This is a genomic window from Amycolatopsis sp. NPDC004169 (assembly GCF_040610315.1).
Taxonomy (GTDB): Bacteria; Actinomycetota; Actinomycetes; order Mycobacteriales; family Pseudonocardiaceae; genus Amycolatopsis.
Window position 1 is genome coordinate 80,029 of record NZ_JBEXMD010000028.1, and the last position, 16,460, is coordinate 96,488.

15 protein-coding genes are annotated in these 16,460 nt (G+C 72.6%); 12 read left to right on the plus strand and 3 right to left on the minus strand.

Features of this window, described 5'->3' with window-relative positions:
* Positions 1 to 175 precede the first annotated feature (175 nt).
* Both ABZX11_RS31575 and ABZX11_RS31580 read left to right on the plus strand, forming a co-directional pair.
* Entirely contained in the window at positions 176 to 1,195 is a 1,020-nt protein-coding gene (locus tag ABZX11_RS31575) for a DUF3592 domain-containing protein (RefSeq protein ID WP_354919775.1), read from the plus strand.
* Positions 1,192 to 2,205, plus strand: coding sequence for a DUF3592 domain-containing protein (locus ABZX11_RS31580; protein WP_354919777.1), 1,014 nt, complete (start codon positions 1,192 to 1,194; stop codon positions 2,203 to 2,205). The genes ABZX11_RS31575 and ABZX11_RS31580 overlap by 4 nt, the downstream gene beginning before the upstream one ends.
* Here ABZX11_RS31580 and ABZX11_RS31585 read toward each other — a convergent pair.
* Complete coding sequence (locus tag ABZX11_RS31585) at positions 2,181 to 2,795, minus strand: TetR family transcriptional regulator (protein ID WP_176175821.1); 615 nt, start codon at positions 2,793 to 2,795, stop codon at positions 2,181 to 2,183. The two genes, ABZX11_RS31580 and ABZX11_RS31585, sit on opposite strands and share 25 nt — an antisense overlap.
* 95 nt (positions 2,796 to 2,890) lie before the next feature.
* Here ABZX11_RS31585 and ABZX11_RS31590 point away from each other — a divergent pair, with 95 nt between their 5' ends.
* From ABZX11_RS31590 to ABZX11_RS31615, 6 genes are all read left to right on the plus strand, one after another.
* A complete protein-coding gene (locus ABZX11_RS31590; RefSeq protein ID WP_354919780.1) occupies positions 2,891 to 4,450 on the plus strand; it encodes an anthranilate synthase component I in 1,560 nt (519 codons plus the stop codon).
* Between the two features lie 58 nt (positions 4,451 to 4,508).
* Positions 4,509 to 5,036, plus strand: coding sequence for a Trp biosynthesis-associated membrane protein (locus ABZX11_RS31595; RefSeq protein ID WP_176178256.1), 528 nt, complete (start codon positions 4,509 to 4,511; stop codon positions 5,034 to 5,036).
* Between the two features lie 124 nt (positions 5,037 to 5,160).
* The gene (gene trpC / locus ABZX11_RS31600) at positions 5,161 to 5,970 is read left to right on the plus strand and encodes an indole-3-glycerol phosphate synthase TrpC (protein WP_176175823.1); all 810 of its coding nucleotides are present in this window, start codon (positions 5,161 to 5,163) and stop codon (positions 5,968 to 5,970) included.
* The gene (trpB, locus tag ABZX11_RS31605; protein ID WP_354919875.1) at positions 5,949 to 7,178 is read left to right on the plus strand and encodes a tryptophan synthase subunit beta; all 1,230 of its coding nucleotides are present in this window, start codon (positions 5,949 to 5,951) and stop codon (positions 7,176 to 7,178) included. Before trpC ends, trpB begins: the two co-directional genes overlap by 22 nt.
* A complete protein-coding gene (gene trpA, locus ABZX11_RS31610) occupies positions 7,175 to 7,966 on the plus strand; it encodes a tryptophan synthase subunit alpha (protein WP_354919783.1) in 792 nt (263 codons plus the stop codon). Before trpB ends, trpA begins: the two co-directional genes overlap by 4 nt.
* A 99-nt stretch (positions 7,967 to 8,065) precedes the next feature.
* On the plus strand, positions 8,066 to 8,725 hold the full coding sequence (locus ABZX11_RS31615) for a peptidoglycan recognition family protein (protein WP_354919786.1): 660 nt from the start codon (positions 8,066 to 8,068) through the stop codon (positions 8,723 to 8,725).
* Here ABZX11_RS31615 and ABZX11_RS31620 read toward each other — a convergent pair.
* A complete protein-coding gene (locus ABZX11_RS31620; RefSeq protein ID WP_354919789.1) occupies positions 8,717 to 10,075 on the minus strand; it encodes a glutamine synthetase family protein in 1,359 nt (452 codons plus the stop codon). The genes ABZX11_RS31615 and ABZX11_RS31620 overlap by 9 nt on opposite strands.
* A 53-nt stretch (positions 10,076 to 10,128) precedes the next feature.
* Between ABZX11_RS31620 and ABZX11_RS31625 the strand changes: the two genes are divergently transcribed.
* The 4 genes from ABZX11_RS31625 to lgt are packed head-to-tail and all read left to right on the plus strand — an operon-like array spanning position 10,129 to position 14,950.
* A complete protein-coding gene (locus ABZX11_RS31625) occupies positions 10,129 to 11,556 on the plus strand; it encodes an APC family permease (protein ID WP_354919792.1) in 1,428 nt (475 codons plus the stop codon).
* Positions 11,553 to 12,677, plus strand: coding sequence for an amidohydrolase family protein (locus tag ABZX11_RS31630; protein WP_354919795.1), 1,125 nt, complete (start codon positions 11,553 to 11,555; stop codon positions 12,675 to 12,677). The genes ABZX11_RS31625 and ABZX11_RS31630 overlap by 4 nt, the downstream gene beginning before the upstream one ends.
* Complete coding sequence (locus ABZX11_RS31635; protein WP_354919798.1) at positions 12,674 to 13,843, plus strand: amidohydrolase; 1,170 nt, start codon at positions 12,674 to 12,676, stop codon at positions 13,841 to 13,843. Before ABZX11_RS31630 ends, ABZX11_RS31635 begins: the two co-directional genes overlap by 4 nt.
* Positions 13,844 to 13,861: 18 nt before the next feature.
* On the plus strand, positions 13,862 to 14,950 hold the full coding sequence (lgt, locus tag ABZX11_RS31640) for a prolipoprotein diacylglyceryl transferase (RefSeq protein ID WP_354919801.1): 1,089 nt from the start codon (positions 13,862 to 13,864) through the stop codon (positions 14,948 to 14,950).
* Between the two features lie 526 nt (positions 14,951 to 15,476).
* On the opposite strand, the gene ABZX11_RS31645 is transcribed toward lgt, so the two are convergent.
* Positions 15,477 to 16,262, minus strand: coding sequence for an SDR family oxidoreductase (locus tag ABZX11_RS31645; RefSeq protein WP_354919804.1), 786 nt, complete (start codon positions 16,260 to 16,262; stop codon positions 15,477 to 15,479).
* Positions 16,263 to 16,460 lie beyond the last annotated feature (198 nt).

Consider the following 16,460-nt stretch of genomic DNA (forward strand, 5'->3'; position numbering starts at 1 on the left):
GATTCCCCGAATGTGCGAATGGTGTCCACGAAATGCGAGAAAGTGCCATTCCTTCCGGCATCCGGGTGACGATCGCCTGCTCACTTGCACGCTCGGCGCGGCCGTCCGGTTGCCTTCGTCCGCTGTGCCTTTTCTCGCAGCGTCACCGCAGCTCACGAGCTTCTAAGCTCGGCTGATGGATCCCTTCGGCGGTTTCGTCCGGCGGCGGTGGGTGTGGTTCGCGCTCCCGGCGGCCGTGGTGGCCGTTTTCTCCGCCTCCCCGGAAGTGGTGGCGGCTTACGGGATGGTTCCCGCTCTCTTCGTCGCGCTCGTCGCGGTGGCCGGTTCGGCGGTGTGGGCCGTCCGCCGCCTGCTGGTGTCGGCCCGGAACCGCGCCGCCGCTGGCGCAAACGGGTTCGGGGGCTGGCTGCCGCCGCCGACCGATCACGACCACGACCGCCGGATCGACTTCGCGGCCGAAACCGGGCGGCTGCGCGGGATCGCGTGGCGCACGAGCGGGTTCGTCCTCGTCTGGGCGGCGCTGGCCGGAGCCGGCGTCACCGGCCTCGTCCTGCTCGACCAGGCCGCCGACGAACTCCTCGCGACCGGTGCCCGGTTCCCCGGCGAGGTGGTGTCCGTGCAGACCTACAGCCGAGGCGGGATGGCGTTCCAGGTGACTTACGGCGCCCGCACCGCCGAAATCGTCCGCGACTCGAGGCACACCTACCACGTCGGCGAGCAGGTCACCGTGATCGTCGACCGCGCCGATCCGGACCGGGTGCGGACGTCGTCCGAGACGAACGAGAGCCGGTTCGCCGTCAACCTCGGCATCGTCTCGATCGTGGCCGGCTCGCTCGGGACGCTGTTCGCCGCACTGGCCGCGGTGAGCTGGTGGCTCCGGGCCCGCGCGGTCGCGGTCACCGGCTGGCGCAACGCGACGGTCGACATCGTGCGCGTCTTCGTCCCCAGAGGCCGTTCCGTGCGGCGGCCGCCGCCGGAAATCCACGTCCGCTACCGCGAGGGCACCGGGATCACCCTGCGGGCGATGTCGTCGACGCACGGCGCCAACGCGCTCGCGGACTTCACCGACCGGCTCGCCTGGGTCGGCGGCTGGGGACGGCACATGGTCGTCCTGTTCCCGAACGGCCCGCGCCGCCCCGGGCCGTACGCGGTCCCGGCGTACGCGCTGGCGAGGCGCACCGAGGACCGTCGGTGACCGGGCGGCGGGGGTGGCTCGTGCTGATCGTGGCCGCGGTGCTCGTCTTCCTGTTCTTCGGCGCGGGCACGGCGTACTCGCTGCTGACCCCGGACTACGCCTTCGCCGACGGCGAACTCCTCGGCGAGGCCGCCATCCTGACCGGTTCCCTGGCGCTCGCCGCGTTCGGTGCCCGTCGCCTGCACGCACCCGATGTGCGGCTGCGCGACCAAGTGCCGGACTTCGGCGCCTGGCTGCCCGGGCGCGAGGGCTCCCACGGCGAAGGCCGCGTCGACCTGGACGCCCAGACCGCGCGCCTGCGCCGGACCGCCCTGGTGGCCACGGCGATCGCGGGCGCCTGGGCGCTGCTGTTCGCGAGCGGCCTCGCCGCCGTGATCGCCGCCGACCGCGCGGCGGCGGACCTGCTGGCCACCGGCGTCCACGCCGAGGGCACGGTGCTGTCGGTCGAGGAGCCCGCCCGGGGCGCGCCGACGATGTGGGTGCGCTACCACACACCGGGCGCGTCCTGGACCGAGGAAATCGTCCGCGATTCCGGGCGCGACTACCACGAGGGCGAGACGGTGACCGTGGTCTACGACCCGGCCGACCCGGCGCACGTTCGCACCACCCTCGAAGCCAACGGGAGCCAGGTCGTCGGATGGCTCGCCGTCGCGGCTCTGGTGGCCGGGTTCCTCGCGCTGCCGTTCGCGGCGAGCGCGGCGTGGGGCTGGTGGCGCCGGGCCCGCGCGGTCGCGGAGACGGGGTGGCGGATCGCGACGGTGACCGTCGTGCCGCGCGTCCAGCGCGGGCAGTGGATCGAGGCCGCCTACCGCGACGGTAGCGGGATCGGGCTGCGCTGCGTCCCGTCCCTGCACCGTCCGGGCGAGCTGGCCCGCCGCCGCGCGTGGGTGGGCGGCTGGGGACGGCAGATGGTGGTCCTGTTCCCATACGGGCCGGACAAGCCGGGGCCGCAGCACGTCCCGGTGCTCGCGGCCGGGCCGCGGGCTCAGCCGATGTCGCCGGTGAGATAGCGCTGCAGGGTCGGCGCGATCGCCCGGACGAGGACCTCGACGTCCTCGGTGGTGACCGGCTCGAACTTCGCCACGTACCGGACCATGCCCAGGCCCACCATCTGCGTCGCGCACAGGTTCATCCGCAGCGGGATGCGGTCCGAGTCGATCGAGGTGATCAGGGCGCTGAAGAAGCGCTGGAAGAAGTCGCGCAGGACGTGGCCGGCCTGCTCGTGGCCGGTGATGCTGCGGATGAGCGCCACGAACTGGCCGCCGCCCGCGCTGTCCCAGCGGGTGATGAACGTGCGGACGATCCGCTCGCCGAGCTCGTCGTCCGGGCCCTGGCGCAGCGCCTTCTGCAGCTCCACGGGGTCGAACGGCAGCTCGAGGACCGCCTGCGCGAACAGGCCCTCCTTGCTGCCGAACCAGTGGTTGACCATCGCCGCGTCGACGCCGGCGCGGGTGGCGATCGCCCGCACGGTCGCACCGTCGTAGCCGGTCTCGGCGAACACGGCCCGCGCTGCTTCGACCAGCGCCGTGCGGGTGTCCTGGCCGGCCGGCCGGCGGCCGCGGCGGCGGGCGTTAGTCTCGGTGTTCCCGGTGGTGCTCACGGCTCCATCATGACGGACGGGCCCACCGAATTCAACATTCATTGAATTTGACACCCGGCATCGCCCGCCGACGGAGAACCCAGCACAATGGGGCCATGGTCAGCGCATCCGCCGGTTCGGCCGGTCCCGGCACGGTCAGCCCGTCCCGCGAGGACTTCCGCGTCCTCGCCGAGAGCCGCCGCGTGATCCCGGTCGTGCGCCGGGTCCTCGCCGACGGCGAGACGCCGATCGGGGTGTACCGCAAGCTCGCCGCCGACCGGCCCGGCACGTTCCTGTTCGAGTCCGCCGAGAACGGCGCGTCCTGGACCCGCTGGTCGTTCATCGGCGTCCGCAGCCCGGCCGCGCTCACCGTCCGCGACGGCGAAGCGGTCTGGACCGGCACCCCGCCGGTCGGCCTGCCGTCCGAAGGCAACCCGCTGCAGGTTCTGCGCGAGACCATCGAAGCCCTGCACACCGAGCCGCTGCCCGGGCTGCCGCCGCTGACCGGCGGCATGGTCGGCTACATCGGCTACGACGCCGTCCGCTGGCTGGAAAAGCTGCCCGAGCTGGCCGAGCGCGACCTCGACGTGCCCGAGCTGACCATGCTCCTGGCCACCGACCTGGCCGCCTTCGACCACCACGAGGGCACGGTCACGCTCATCGCGAACGCCGTCAACTGGGACGACTCGCCCGAGCGCGTGGACGCGGCCTACGACGACGCCGTCGCCCGGCTCGGCGCGATGACCGAGCAACTGCAGGTGCCCGCGCCCGCCACCGTCGCCGCGTTCGACCGGCCCGCGCCCGAGTTCACCCGGAAGCGGTCCAAGGAAGACTTCCACGCGGCCGTGGAGAAGGCCGTCGAAGCGATCAAGGCCGGCGAAGCGTTCCAGATCGTGCCGTCGCAACGGTTCGAGATCCCGACCGCGGCCGACGCGCTCGACATCTACCGCGTGCTGCGGACGTCCAACCCGAGCCCGTACATGTACCTGCTGCGGCTGGAGGGCTTCGACATCGTCGGCTCCAGCCCCGAATCCCTGGTCACCGTGCGGGACGGCAAGGCGACCACGCACCCGATCGCGGGCACCCGCTGGCGCGGCGCCGACCCGGAGGAGGACGCGCAGCTGGCCAAGGACCTGCTGGCCGACGAGAAGGAGCGCGCCGAGCACCTGATGCTCGTCGACCTCGGCCGCAACGACCTCGGCAAGGTCTGCAAGCCCGGCACCGTGCGCGTCGTCGACTTCTTCCAGATCGAGCGCTACAGCCACGTCATGCACATCGTGTCCACCGTCACCGGCGAGCTGGCCGAGGACAAGACGGCGTTCGACGCGGTCACCGCGTGCTTCCCGGCCGGGACGCTGTCCGGCGCGCCGAAGGTCCGCGCGATGCAGCTGATCGAGGAGCTGGAGCCGGTCCGCCGCGCGCTGTACGGCGGCGTCGTCGGCTACCTCGACTTCGCCGGGGACGCCGACACCGCGATCGCGATCCGCACCGCGCTGGTCAAGGACGGCATCGCGCACGTGCAGGCCGGGGGCGGGGTGGTCGCCGACTCGGTGCCGGACTACGAGGACACCGAATCGCTGAACAAGGCCAGGACCGTGCTCTCGGCGGTGGCCGCGGCCCAGACGATGGTGGCGGCGGGTGCCCTGGACCCGGCCGCGGACGCGGCCCATGTCTGACGCGCCGGAAGGGGTGTCCGTGGACACGGCCGCCCCGGTCTCCAAGCGTCCACTGTGGATAATCGTGCTCGCGCTGCTGCTCGGCGCGGCCGCGCTGTGGGGTGCGTCACGGCTGACCTGGTACGCCGAGTTCCGCGACGGCGGCGTGCGGGGCACGGTCCTCTACCGCGAGTCCGGCGAGCAGCGGGCGAGCGCGCTCGTGCCGCTCGCGCTGCTGGCACTGGCCGGCGTGGCCGGGCTGGTGGCCACCGGCGGCTGGGCGCGGCGCGTGCTGGGCGTCGTGCTGGCGCTGGCCGGCGTGGCGGCGGTCTGGAGCGGCGTCGCCGGTGCCCGGTTCTCCGGCTACGCCGACGGGCTGCCGGTCACCCAGATGCTGCTCGGGCGCGGTCTCGCCGTGCTCGGGGGAATTCTCGTGGCCGCCGGCGGGTTGGCCGCTGTCAAGGGCGCGGCCCGGGCCACCCGGCTCGGGGCGAAGTACGCGGCTCCGGCGACCCGGAAAAAGGTCCGTGACCCGGACGCCGAGCTGTGGGAGGCGCTGTCCGAGGGTGAAGACCCCACGGACGTCCGGGGCAGGCATTCGGAGTAACGCGCACACCCGGAACCGGGCCTCTCCGATGCGGGGGTTAGCATCGTTTCGGCGGGAAGGGGAAGGTTTTTGTGAGCGACCTTGCGAGTGAATCCGTGAGCACGCGCCCTGGTGGGGGCGCCCGGTGAGCGTGCTCGAAGACATCGTCGCCGGCGTGCGGGAAGATCTCGCCGTGCGGGAATCCGCGCTGCCGTTCGACGAACTGAAGATCCGCGCGGCCGCCGCCCCGGCGCCCCGCGACGTCATGTCCGCCCTGCGCGAGTCCGGCATCGGCGTCATCGCCGAAGTCAAGCGGCGCAGCCCCTCGAAGGGTGAGCTGGCCGACATCCCCGACCCGGCCGCGCTGGCGAAGGACTACGAAGCCGGCGGGGCGCGCGTGATCAGCGTGCTCACCGAGCAGCGCCGCTTCGGCGGTTCGCTGGCCGACCTGGACGCGGTCCGCGCCGCGGTGGACATCCCCATCCTGCGCAAGGACTTCGTCGTCAGCCCCTACCAGGTGCACGAGGCCCGCCTGCACGGCGCCGACATGGTGCTGCTGATCGTCGCCGCGCTGGAGCAGAACGCGCTCGTCGCCCTGCTCGACCGCGTCGAGTCGCTCGGCATGACCGCCCTGGTGGAGATCCACAACGCCGAGGAAGCCGACCGGGCCCTCGAAGCGGGCGCCAAGGTCATCGGCGTCAACGCGCGCAACCTGCACACCCTCGAGGTGGACCGGGACGTCTTCTCGCGGCTGGCCCCCGGCCTGCCGATGGACGTCTACAAGGTCGCCGAGTCCGGCGTCCGCGGCCCGGGCGACCTGATGTCGTACGCCGGCCACGGCGCCGACGCGGTGCTGGTCGGCGAGGGTCTCGTCGCGTCCGGCGACCCGAAGGGCGCCCTGGTCAAGCTGGTCACCGCCGGTTCCCACCCCGCCTGCCCGAGGCCGTCCCGGTGACCGCTGAGCACGACAAGCACGACCCGGACGAGCGGGGCTACTACGGCCCGTACGGCGGGCGGTTCATGCCGGAGGCGCTGATCGGCGTCGTCGACGAGGTCGCCACCGAGTACGACAAGGCCCGCCACGACCCGGAGTTCCTGAACGAGTTCAACCGGCTGCTGCGCGAGTACGCGGGCCGCCCGTCGCTGCTGACCGAGGCCAAGCGCTTCGGCGAGCACGCCGGGGGTGCGCGGGTGTTCCTCAAGCGCGAGGACCTCAACCACACCGGCTCCCACAAGATCAACAACGTGCTGGGCCAGGCGCTGCTCACCAAGCGGATGGGCAAGAAGCGCGTGATCGCCGAGACCGGCGCTGGCCAGCACGGCGTCGCGACGGCCACCGCGTGCGCGCTGCTCGACCTCGACTGCGTCGTCTACATGGGCGAGGTCGACACCGAGCGCCAGGCGCTGAACGTGGCCCGGATGCGGCTGCTCGGCGCCGAGGTGATCCCGGTCAAGACCGGCTCGCGGACGCTGAAGGACGCGATCAACGAGGCGCTGCGCGACTGGGTCACCAACGCCGACACCACGCACTACCTGTTCGGCACGGCCGCCGGGCCGGCGCCGTTCCCGACGATGGTGCGCAACTTCCACCACGTCATCGGCACCGAGGCCCGCGAGCAGATCCTGGAGCAGGCCGGGCGCCTGCCGGACGTCGTCGCGGCCTGCGTCGGCGGCGGATCGAACGCGATCGGCATCTTCTCGGGCTTCTACGACGACCCGTCGGTGCGGCTGGTCGGCCTGGAGCCGGGCGGCGAGGGCATCGAGGGCAACCGCCACGGCGCGACCCTGACCAAGGGCACGCCGGGCAACCTGCACGGCGCGATGACGTACCTGCTGCAGGACGAGGACGGCCAGACGGTCGAGTCGCACTCGATCTCGGCCGGCCTGGACTACCCGGGCGTCGGCCCGGAGCACGCGTGGCTGAAGGACACCGGCCGCGCCGAGTACCGCCCGGTCACCGACGCCGAGGCGATGGACGCGTTCAAGCTGCTGTCTCGCACCGAGGGCATCATCCCGGCGATCGAGTCGGCGCACGCGCTGGCCGGCGCGCTGGTGCTGGGCCGCGAGCTGGGGCCGGACGGGCTGATCGTGGTCAACCTGTCGGGCCGCGGCGACAAGGACATGGACACGGCGGCCAAGTGGTTCGGACTGGTGAACGAATGAGCGGGCTGGACGACCTCTTCGCTGCCACGCGGGCGGAGGGCCGTGGCGCCCTGATCGGCTACCTCCCGGCCGGGTTCCCGACGGTGGCGGGGTCGAAGGACCTGATCGCGGCCTGCGTCGACGGCGGCGCGGACCTGATCGAGGTCGGCGTCCCGTATTCGGACCCGGTGATGGACGGCCCGACCATCCAGGCCGCGTCGGTGACCGCGCTGGACAACGGCTTCCGCCTCAAGCACCTGTTCGAGGTGGTCGAGTCGGTGTCGTCCCGCGGCGGCCGCGCGGTGGTGATGACGTACTGGAACCCGGTGAACCGCTACGGCGTGGACCGCTTCGCGCGCGACCTGGCGTCGGCGGGCGGGCTCGGCCTGATCACGCCGGACCTGATCCCGGACGAGGCTTCGGCCTGGATCACGGCCTCGAAGGAGCACGGCCTGGACCGCACGTTCCTGGTGGCGCCTTCGTCGTCGGAAGAGCGCCTTGCTTTGACGGCCGCTGCGTCGTCGGGGTTCATCTACGCGACCGCGGTGATGGGCGTGACTGGTGCTCGCGACCAGGTCGGCGCGGGTGCGGAGGAACTGGTCCGGCGGACGCGGGCGCACACATCGCTCCCGATCGGCGTGGGCCTGGGTGTGCGGTCGGGCGACCAGGCGGCCGAGGTGGCCTCGTTCGCGGACGCGGTGATCGTGGGTTCCGCCCTGGTCACGGCGGCGGCGGAGGGTGCTGAGGGGGTTCGTGCGTTGTCGGCGGAGCTGGCGGACGGCGTGCGCCGGGCGGTTGCGACCGCTTAAGCCGGATATCGGGCTCAGGTGCGCCGGTAACCCCACAATCCGCCTCGCCTGACCGGCCTTTGTACGAAAGCTGTACGCCGCCGCGGCAAAGTCCGCCCCATGGACATCGCACACCTCCCGCGGCGCGGCTTCCTCCGCGGTGCCGCCGGTCTCGCCGTCGCCGGGGCCGCCGGCCTGGTCCTCCCGCGAGCCGCCCGGGCCGCTCAAAGCGCCGAGCCGCGGATCTACAGCTGTGCCGAGTGGGGTGCGCGGCCGCCGGCCGATGCGCTCACCACGCTCGACCACCCCGCCAACCGGATCCTCATCCACCACATCGCCGGCGCCAACAGCACCGACTACTCCCTCGCCCACGCCTTCCAGGTTGCCCGCGACGACCAGCACGACCACATCGACAACAACGGCTGGTCCGACACCGGCCAGCACTTCACCGTCAGCCGCGGCGGGTACCGGCTCGAAGGGCGGCACGGCAGCCTCGACGCGCTGCGCGGGCGGACCACCATGATCCAGGGCGCGCACTGCCCCGGGCAGAACACCAACGCCATCGGCATCGAAAACGAAGGCCTCTACACCAGCGTCGAGCCGCCCCAGCCGCAGTGGGAATCGCTCGTCGTCTTCTGCGCGTACATCTGCCGCCAGTACGGGATCCCCGTCGAGGAGATCAAGGGCCACCGCGACTACTACAACACCGAATGCCCCGGTGACAGGCTCTACGCCAAGCTCCCGCAGCTCCGGAGCGAAGTCGCGAAAGCGTTAATGTAGGTACCGCATCACGGCGCACAGCTCGTCCGGCGGCAGCGCACCCAGCCGGTCGAGCTCGCCGCGGCGGACGTCCACCAGGGTCGTCGCCAGCTCCGGGCCGAACGCCGACGTCAACGCCGCATCCGCCTCGAACGCCGCCACCGCCTCGGCCAGTGACGTCGGCAGCCGCGACGCCGAGGGGAGCGTGCCCGGGTCGACGTCGACCGGCTCGGGCAGCGTCTCGCGGGCCGACACCCCGGCCAGGCCCGCGAACAGCAGCGCCGCCACCACCAGGTACGGGTTCGCCGTCAGGTCGAAGCACTTGACCTCGAAGTTCGCCGCCCGGTCGCGCTGCCCGGCCGGGCCCTGGACCAGCCGCAGCGGCGCCTCGCGGTTCTCCAGCCCCCACACGCGGAACACCCCGGCCCAGTGGTGCGGCTCGAGCCGCAGGTAGCTGACCACCGACGGCGCGCCGATCGCCAGCAGCGCCGGCAGCCGCGAAAGGATCCCGGCGCCGAACGCCTCCGCCGTCTCCGTGAGCCCGAACCGCCGGTCGCCGCCGGCGCACAGGTTGCGGTCGCCGTCCCAGATGCTCAGGTGGACGTGGCCGCCGTTGCCGACGCCGTCCGGCGCGAACTTCGGCGTGAACGACGCCCGCAGCCCGTACTGCTCGCTGACCGTCCGGATCGTCTCGCGCGTCAGCACCGCGACGTCGGCCGCGCGCACCGGGTCGCCCGCCGCCACCGAGACCTCGAACTGCCCGGCCGCGTACTCCGGGTGGATCTGTTCCACCGCGATGCCCTGGGCGGCCAGCGTGGACACCAGTTTCCGCAGGTAGCCCGCCTGCGCCGACAGCCGTGCGTAGCCGTAAGCCGGGCCCGCGGTGGCCGAGCGCGGGTCGTCCGGCGCGTCGGCCGCCGTGATCACCCACTCGATCTCGAACGCCGTCCGCGCTTGGTAGCCGAGGTCGGCGAGGCGGGCCGTCGCGGTCGCGGCCAGCGCCCGCGCGTCCTGCGGGTGCGGCTCGCCTTCCTGGTCGTAGCGCCAGGCCGGCGCCCACGCCCAGCCCGGCTGCGCGGCCAGCGGCACGAGCGCGCCGAGGTCCGGGTGCAGCCGCAGGTCGCCGACCGGGCCGCGCGAATGCGTGCCGCCCACGATGTCGTCGGTGGCCAGGAAGAAGTCGAACGAGTTCGACGCGCCGACGCCCCACGCCGCCGCGGACCACAGCCGGTCCACCGGGACCGCCTTCACCCGCGCGATCCCGCTGTTGTCCACGAAGGTCAACGCAACCAGCTCGACGCCGGCGGCGCGCAGCGCGTCGGCACGGAGTGCGCCCTGTTGCGCGAGTTCTGCCCGATCGAGCTGGCTCATCCCGCCCCCGTCGATGTTCACTGAGTTCTCGCCTGAAGAATGAGGTGAAGATCGTGTCAGACACCGTCGAAACCCGTCCAGGTCTGCGCCGCTCCCTCTCCGTCTGGCAGGCCGTCGGCCTGTCCGTGGCGTTGATGGCCCCGAGCATGGCCGCCAACATCAACCCCCAGCAGACCGCGGCCGCCGCCGGGCGCGCCGTGCCGCTCGCCTTCCTGCTCGCCGCGGTCGGCGTCCTCCTGGTCGCGTACGGCTTCGTCAAGCTCTGCCAGTACTACCAGCACGCCGGTTCGGTGTACGCCTTCGTCGGCGCCACCCTCGGCCCGCGCGCGGGTGTCGTGTCCGGCATCGGGCTCCTCGGGACGTACACGTTCTACGCCGTCGTCACCAGCTCGGCCGCGGGCACGCTGGGCACAGCTTTCCTGACGCAGGTGGGAATCTGGCCGTCGCCGCCGTCCTGGGGCCCGTTCGTGCTGACGGCCGTCGCGCTGATCGGCGCGTGGCTGCTGGCGGTGCTGCCCGCCCGCCGCGGCACGAGCACCCTGCTCGCCGTCGAGGGCGCGACGATCGCGGTGATCCTGCTGGTCACCGTGGTGATCCTGGTTCGGCTGCTGGCCGGGAACGCCCCCGGCGGCGCCCGGTTCTCGATGGCCGTCTTCGTCCCGGAAACCGGGCTGTCCGGGGTGTTCCTCGGCGCGGTGTTCGGCTTCCTGTCCTTCGCCGGGTTCGAAGCCGCCGCGACGCTCGGCGAGGAAACCCACGACCCGAAGCGCAACATCCCGCGCGCGATCCTCGGCACGGCGGTCTTCGGCGGCCTCTACTTCGTGGTGGTGACGGCCGTGGAGATGATGGCGTTCGGCAGCGACGCGACCGCGTTCCACGACTCGCCGTCCCTGCTCGGCGACCTCGGCGGCCGGTACGCGGGCGCGTGGGTCGGCGACGTGATCAGCGTGGGCGCGGCGATCAGCGCGTTCGGCTGCTGCCTGGCCTGCGTCGTCGGCGGCTCGCGGCTGCTCTACGCCCTCGGCCGCGACGCGGGCGGCGGCCTCGGCCGGACGTCCTCGCGCGGAACGCCCGTGGCCGCGGTGACGGCCGTGACCCTCGCGGCGGTGCTGATCATCGTGGTGTGCGCGGTGTTCTTCGGCGCGACCGCGTCGGACACGTTCGCCTGGTCCGGTTCGATCGGCACGCTCATCCTGCTGGTCATCTACCTGCTCACCACGGCCGGCGCGATCCTGCTGCTGTTCGTGAAGCGCCGGATGCGCGTGCCGGCCTGGCACCTCGTCTTCCCGATCGGTGCGCTCGCCGTGCTCGGCTACACCGTGTACGTCAACGTCGTGCCGTACCCGACCGAGGGGCCGGCGCGGTGGTTCCCGGTGGTGGCCGCGGCCGTGCTGGTGCTCGCGGTGCTCGCCGTCCTGTCCGCACCGCGGTTCGCTCGTAGGGTGGGGGAAAGGCTGACGAGTGTGGACGGAGGCGCATGAGGAGATTGCTCCCGTTCGTCGCGGATCTGCCGCTGGTGGACCACCACTGCCACGGCGTGGTGACCCGCGACGTCACCCGCGGGGACTTCGAGGCGATGCTGACCGAGGCCGACGCGTCCTCGCCGCTGGGCACGAGCCTGTTCGACTCGCTGATCGGGCTGGCCGTGCGCGCCCGCTGCGCACCCGTGCTCGACCTGCCGAAGCACGCCCCGGCCGAGGCCTACCTGCAGCGCCGCGCCGAACTGGGCGCGGCCGAGGTGGCCCGGCGGTTCCTGCGGGCCACCGGCACCACCGACTTCCTGCTGGACGGCGGGTTCCTGCCGGACGCGCTGACCGGCACCGCGGAGTTCGCCGGGCTGGCGTGCACCCGCGCGCACGACGTCGTCCGGCTGGAACAGGTCGCCGAAGCGGTGCTCCCGGGTACGACCGCGGCCGGGTTCGCCGCGGCTTTCGCCGACGAGCTGGGGAAACGCGCCGCGACGGCGGTCGGGCTCAAGTCGATCGCCGCCTACCGGGTCGGGCTCGGGCTGGCGGGTTCGCGGCCGTCGGCGGCGGAGGTCGAAGCCGCGGCCGGGCGGTGGCTGGCCGCCGGTGGTGGCCGCCTGGCCGACGAGGTGCTGCACCGGCACCTCGTCTTCACCGGCCTCGACCTCGGCCTGCCGGTGCAGTTCCACGTCGGCTACGGCGACTCCGACGTCGACCTGCACCGCGGCGACCCGCTGCTGCTCACCGGCCTGCTGCGGGCCACGCGCGGCAGCGGCGTGCCGATCCTGCTGCTGCACAACTACCCGTTCCACCGCCAGGCCGCGTATCTGGCGCAGGTTTTCGAGCACGTGTTCGTCGACGCCGGGCTCATCACGCACAACGCGGGCTTCCGGGCGCCGGCCGTGCTGGCCGAGCTGCTGGAGCTGGCGCCGTTCGGGAAGGTGCTCTTCTCCACCGACGCCTTCGGCCTGGCCGAGCTGTACCACCTGGGCACGGCGCTGTTCCGGCAGGGCCTGTCGGACTTCGTGCGCGCCGCGCTCGACGCCGACGCGATGTCCGAAAAGGACGCCGTCCGGCTGTGTGCTTTGGTGGGACACGAGAACGCGAAGAGGATCTACCGCTTGGAGCACGTGTGAGTGATCTGTGGACCCGGTGGACGCAGGCGATCGCCGACGAACTGCCCGCCGCCGTCGAGCTCCGGCACGCCGTGCACGCCGACCCCCGCGGGTCCGGCGACGAGGAGGACACCGCCCGCCTGGTGGCCGGCGCGCTCGGCGCGGGCGAGGGCACCCGCGTCGCCAAGACCGGCCGGGCGATCCCGCTGCCCGGCGGCGAAGGCCCGGCCGTGGCGCTGCGGGCCGAGCTCGACGCGCTCCCGGTGCTGGAGGGCACCGGGGTGCCGTGGGCGTCCGGGAACGAGTTCATGCACGCGTGCGGCCACGACGTCCACCTCGCGGCGCTGGTCGCGGTCGGCCGCGCGGCGGTCCGGGTGGGCGTGCCCCGGCCGATCCTGGCGCTGCTGCAGCCGCGGGAGGAGACGTCCCCGCCCGGCGCGCTCGACGTCGTCGAGTCCGGGGTGCTGGCCGCGCACGGGGTGGACACGGTGATCGGCGCGCACGTCCAGCCGCGGATCGCGCACGGCGTCGTCTCGGCGGTGCCGGGGCCGGTGAACGCCTCGACCGACGAGTTCGAGGTCACCATGCACGGCCAGGGCGGCCACGCCGGCTACCCGCAGCTGCTGCGCGACCCGATCCTGGCGCTGTCCCAGCTGGTGGTGAGCCTGCAGCAGCTCGCGTCCCGCCGGATCGACCCGGTGTTCGGCGCGGTCTGCTCGATCGGCCGCATCCAGGGCGGCGCGGCGGCCAACGTCGTCCCGAACAGCGCGAGCGCGTTCGGCTCGCTGCGCCTGATGCGCGCGAAGGACCGCGAACGCGCGCTGGAGGCCCTGGCCGACATCGTGCACGGCACCGCGCGGGCGCACGGCTGCACGGCCGAGCTGGAGATCAGCCCGTGCGAGCCGGTCCTGGACAACGACGCTTCGCTGGCCGCGGGTGCCCAGCAGTGGCTGCGGCACGCGGGCTTCGTCGTGGACGACAAGTTCCGCTCGTTCGGCGCCGACGACTTCGCCCACTACTGCGGCGGCGGCACCCGCGGGCTGATGCTCTTCGTCGGCCTCGGCGACACCGCGGGCGTCCCGAGCCTGCACGACGAACGCTTCCTGCCGCGTGACCAAGCCGTCACCCAGGTCGCGCACGCGCTGGTAGCGGGCTACCTGGCCGCCTTGGAAGCTCCGGCGTCTTAGCGCTACGGTGGCCGCGTGATGAGCGCCTACCTCGCGACGATCCCGAGCCCCGACCGCGGTGTCTGGCACCTGGGGCCGATCCCGCTCCGCGCGTACGCCCTGTGCATCATCGCCGGCATCATCGTGGCGATCTGGTGGGGCGAGCGGCGCTGGATCGCCCGCGGCGGCACCAAGGGCACGGTGATCGACATCGCGGTGTTCGCGGTGCCGTTCGGCCTGGTCGGCGGCCGGTTGTACCACGTGATCACCGACCCCGAGCTGTACTTCACCGAGGGCCGCAACCCGTGGAACGCGTTCGCGATCTGGGACGGCGGCCTCGGCATCTGGGGCGCGATCGCCCTCGGCGCGGTGGGCGCGCTCATCGCCTGCCGCCGCAAGGGCATCCCGCTGCCGGCAATGGCGGACGCGGTGGCGCCGGGCATCGTCGTGGCGCAGGCGATCGGCCGCATCGGCAACTACTTCAACCAGGAGCTGTACGGAGCGCACACGGACCTCCCGTGGGGGCTCGAGGTCTACCAGCGCTTCAACGTCGATGACCCGAGCAACCAGCTCAATGGAGTCGCTACGGGCCACATTCCGCTGGACGTCAGCCCGGTGCATCCGACGTTCCTGTACGAGCTCATCTGGAATCTGCTGGTGGCGCTGCTGGTGGTGTGGGCGGACCGCAAGTTCAAGCTCGGGCACGGGCGCGCGTTCGCGCTGTACGTGGCCGGGTACACGGTGGGCCGCGGCTGGATCGAGCTGATGCGGACCGACACGGCGAACCACATCCTCGGGCTGAGGGTGAACGTGTGGACGTCGATCCTGCTGTTCCTGGGGGCGATGGCGTACTTCGTGGTCGCCGCGAAGCGGGGGCCGCGGGAGGCGCCGGAGACCCTGGTGAGCAAGGACGCTGTGGGGCCGGACGAGGTTCCGGTGGCCGACTCCGCAGCTGCCGACGAGCGGGAGCACGCGAAGGTCGCGGCTTCGCCGGAGGCGGCCTCGGCGTCGGCCTCGGCGTCGGCTTCGGCTTCGGGCGAGGCCGAGCAGGCACCTGCTGCCGCGGAGAAGCCCGCCTCGGACGCGGCGCCCTCGACCGAGGAGCCGAAGAAGACCGACGAGAGCTGAGCGCTTTCCGAAGGCCGCTGCCGGACGCCGGTGGCGGCCTTCGTCGTGTCCGCCCCGGCGGCGCTTTCCCGTTTTCGACGACGAGGTGCTCCGGTGCATCGGCCAGATGGCAGGCGAGTACCCGGAGCCGGCCAGACGGACCGACCGCCGCTCGCCGGTGGGGCACCGATTGGTCACCGGCCCCAGGGGAGCCGTCCGGCCCGCGATCGCGCCGACGGCAATGTTCTGCCTCGCCATCATCAGCGCAGTCATCGCGTGGAGCGTCCTCCGAGCGCCCCCGGAGACCGCACGGCGGCCGGCTCGCGGTCGTACTCGTGCTGGTGGGGCCGGGGATGATGTTCCTCGCGAGCCTGGCCTTGGCAGCCCGAACTCCGTTTCGGCGGGACCGACGAGAGCTGAGCGCTTTCCGAAGGCCGCTGCCGGACGCCGGTGGCGGCCTTCGTCGTGTGCGGGGCTGGGGCGCCGCCCCCCGGTTTCCACGCTACCGGGAGGCACCGACAGTTTCGGGCGGTCTCGCCGGGAGGGCTCAGAGGTCCGGCAGGCCCAGCTCCAGGTTCGGCGTCTGCAACCCACCGTCGACCTCGAGGATCTTGCCCGTGATGTACCCACCGGCCTGCGACGCCAGGAAAACCACCGTCGCCGCGATGTGGTCCGCCTCGCCGATCCTCCGCAGCGGTGTGGCAGCCTCCATCTTGGCGCGAAGCTCCGGGTTCCCCACCACGATCTCCAGCGCCGACGTCGCCACCGAACCCACCGAGATCGCATTGACCCGGACGCGAGGGGCCAGGTCCGCCGCCGCCAGGCGTGTGTAGTGCGCCAGTGCTGCCTTCGCCGTTCCGTATGCCGCGAAGCCGCGGCCGGCCACTCGGCCCATCACCGAAGAGATGTTGACCACCGAGCCGCCCGTCTTCAGCAACGCCGGGCCCGCCGCCACCGTCAACGCGTGGGCCGTCGCCACGTTGAAGCGGAACGCTTCCTCCATGAACTCGACCGAGCTCTCCAGCAACGGCCGCGGGTACGTGCCGCCCACGTTGTTGACCACCAGGTCGAGCCGGCCGAACTCGGCTTCCGCCGTCGACGCCAGTGCCGCCGCCGCGTCCGGGGAAGACAGGTCCACCGGCACCTCGACCGCGCGCCGTCCGGCCGCCGCGACCAGGGCGGCGATCTCGGAAAGCTGGGAGGCGGTGCGGGAGGCGATCACCACGTCCGCGCCCGCTTCGGCGAGGGCCACGGCGGTGGCCGCGCCGATGCCGCGTCCGGCGCCGGTGACCACCGCGACCTGGTCGGTGAGCTTGAACCGATCGAGGATCATGCGGCGAAATGTAACACGTTCTAGTGACCGCGGACACAGCGAGCCGATCAGGTCACGTTAGACTCGACCGGAGTTTCCGGGCCGTATACTTAGCGGAACGAACTACCGGAAGCCCATCAGGAACTACGTCGTTCCGCGCAGCCAGATCGTTACCGTCCGACGCCGTCCGGGGCGCTCTGAGATGCTGCTGGCATGTTT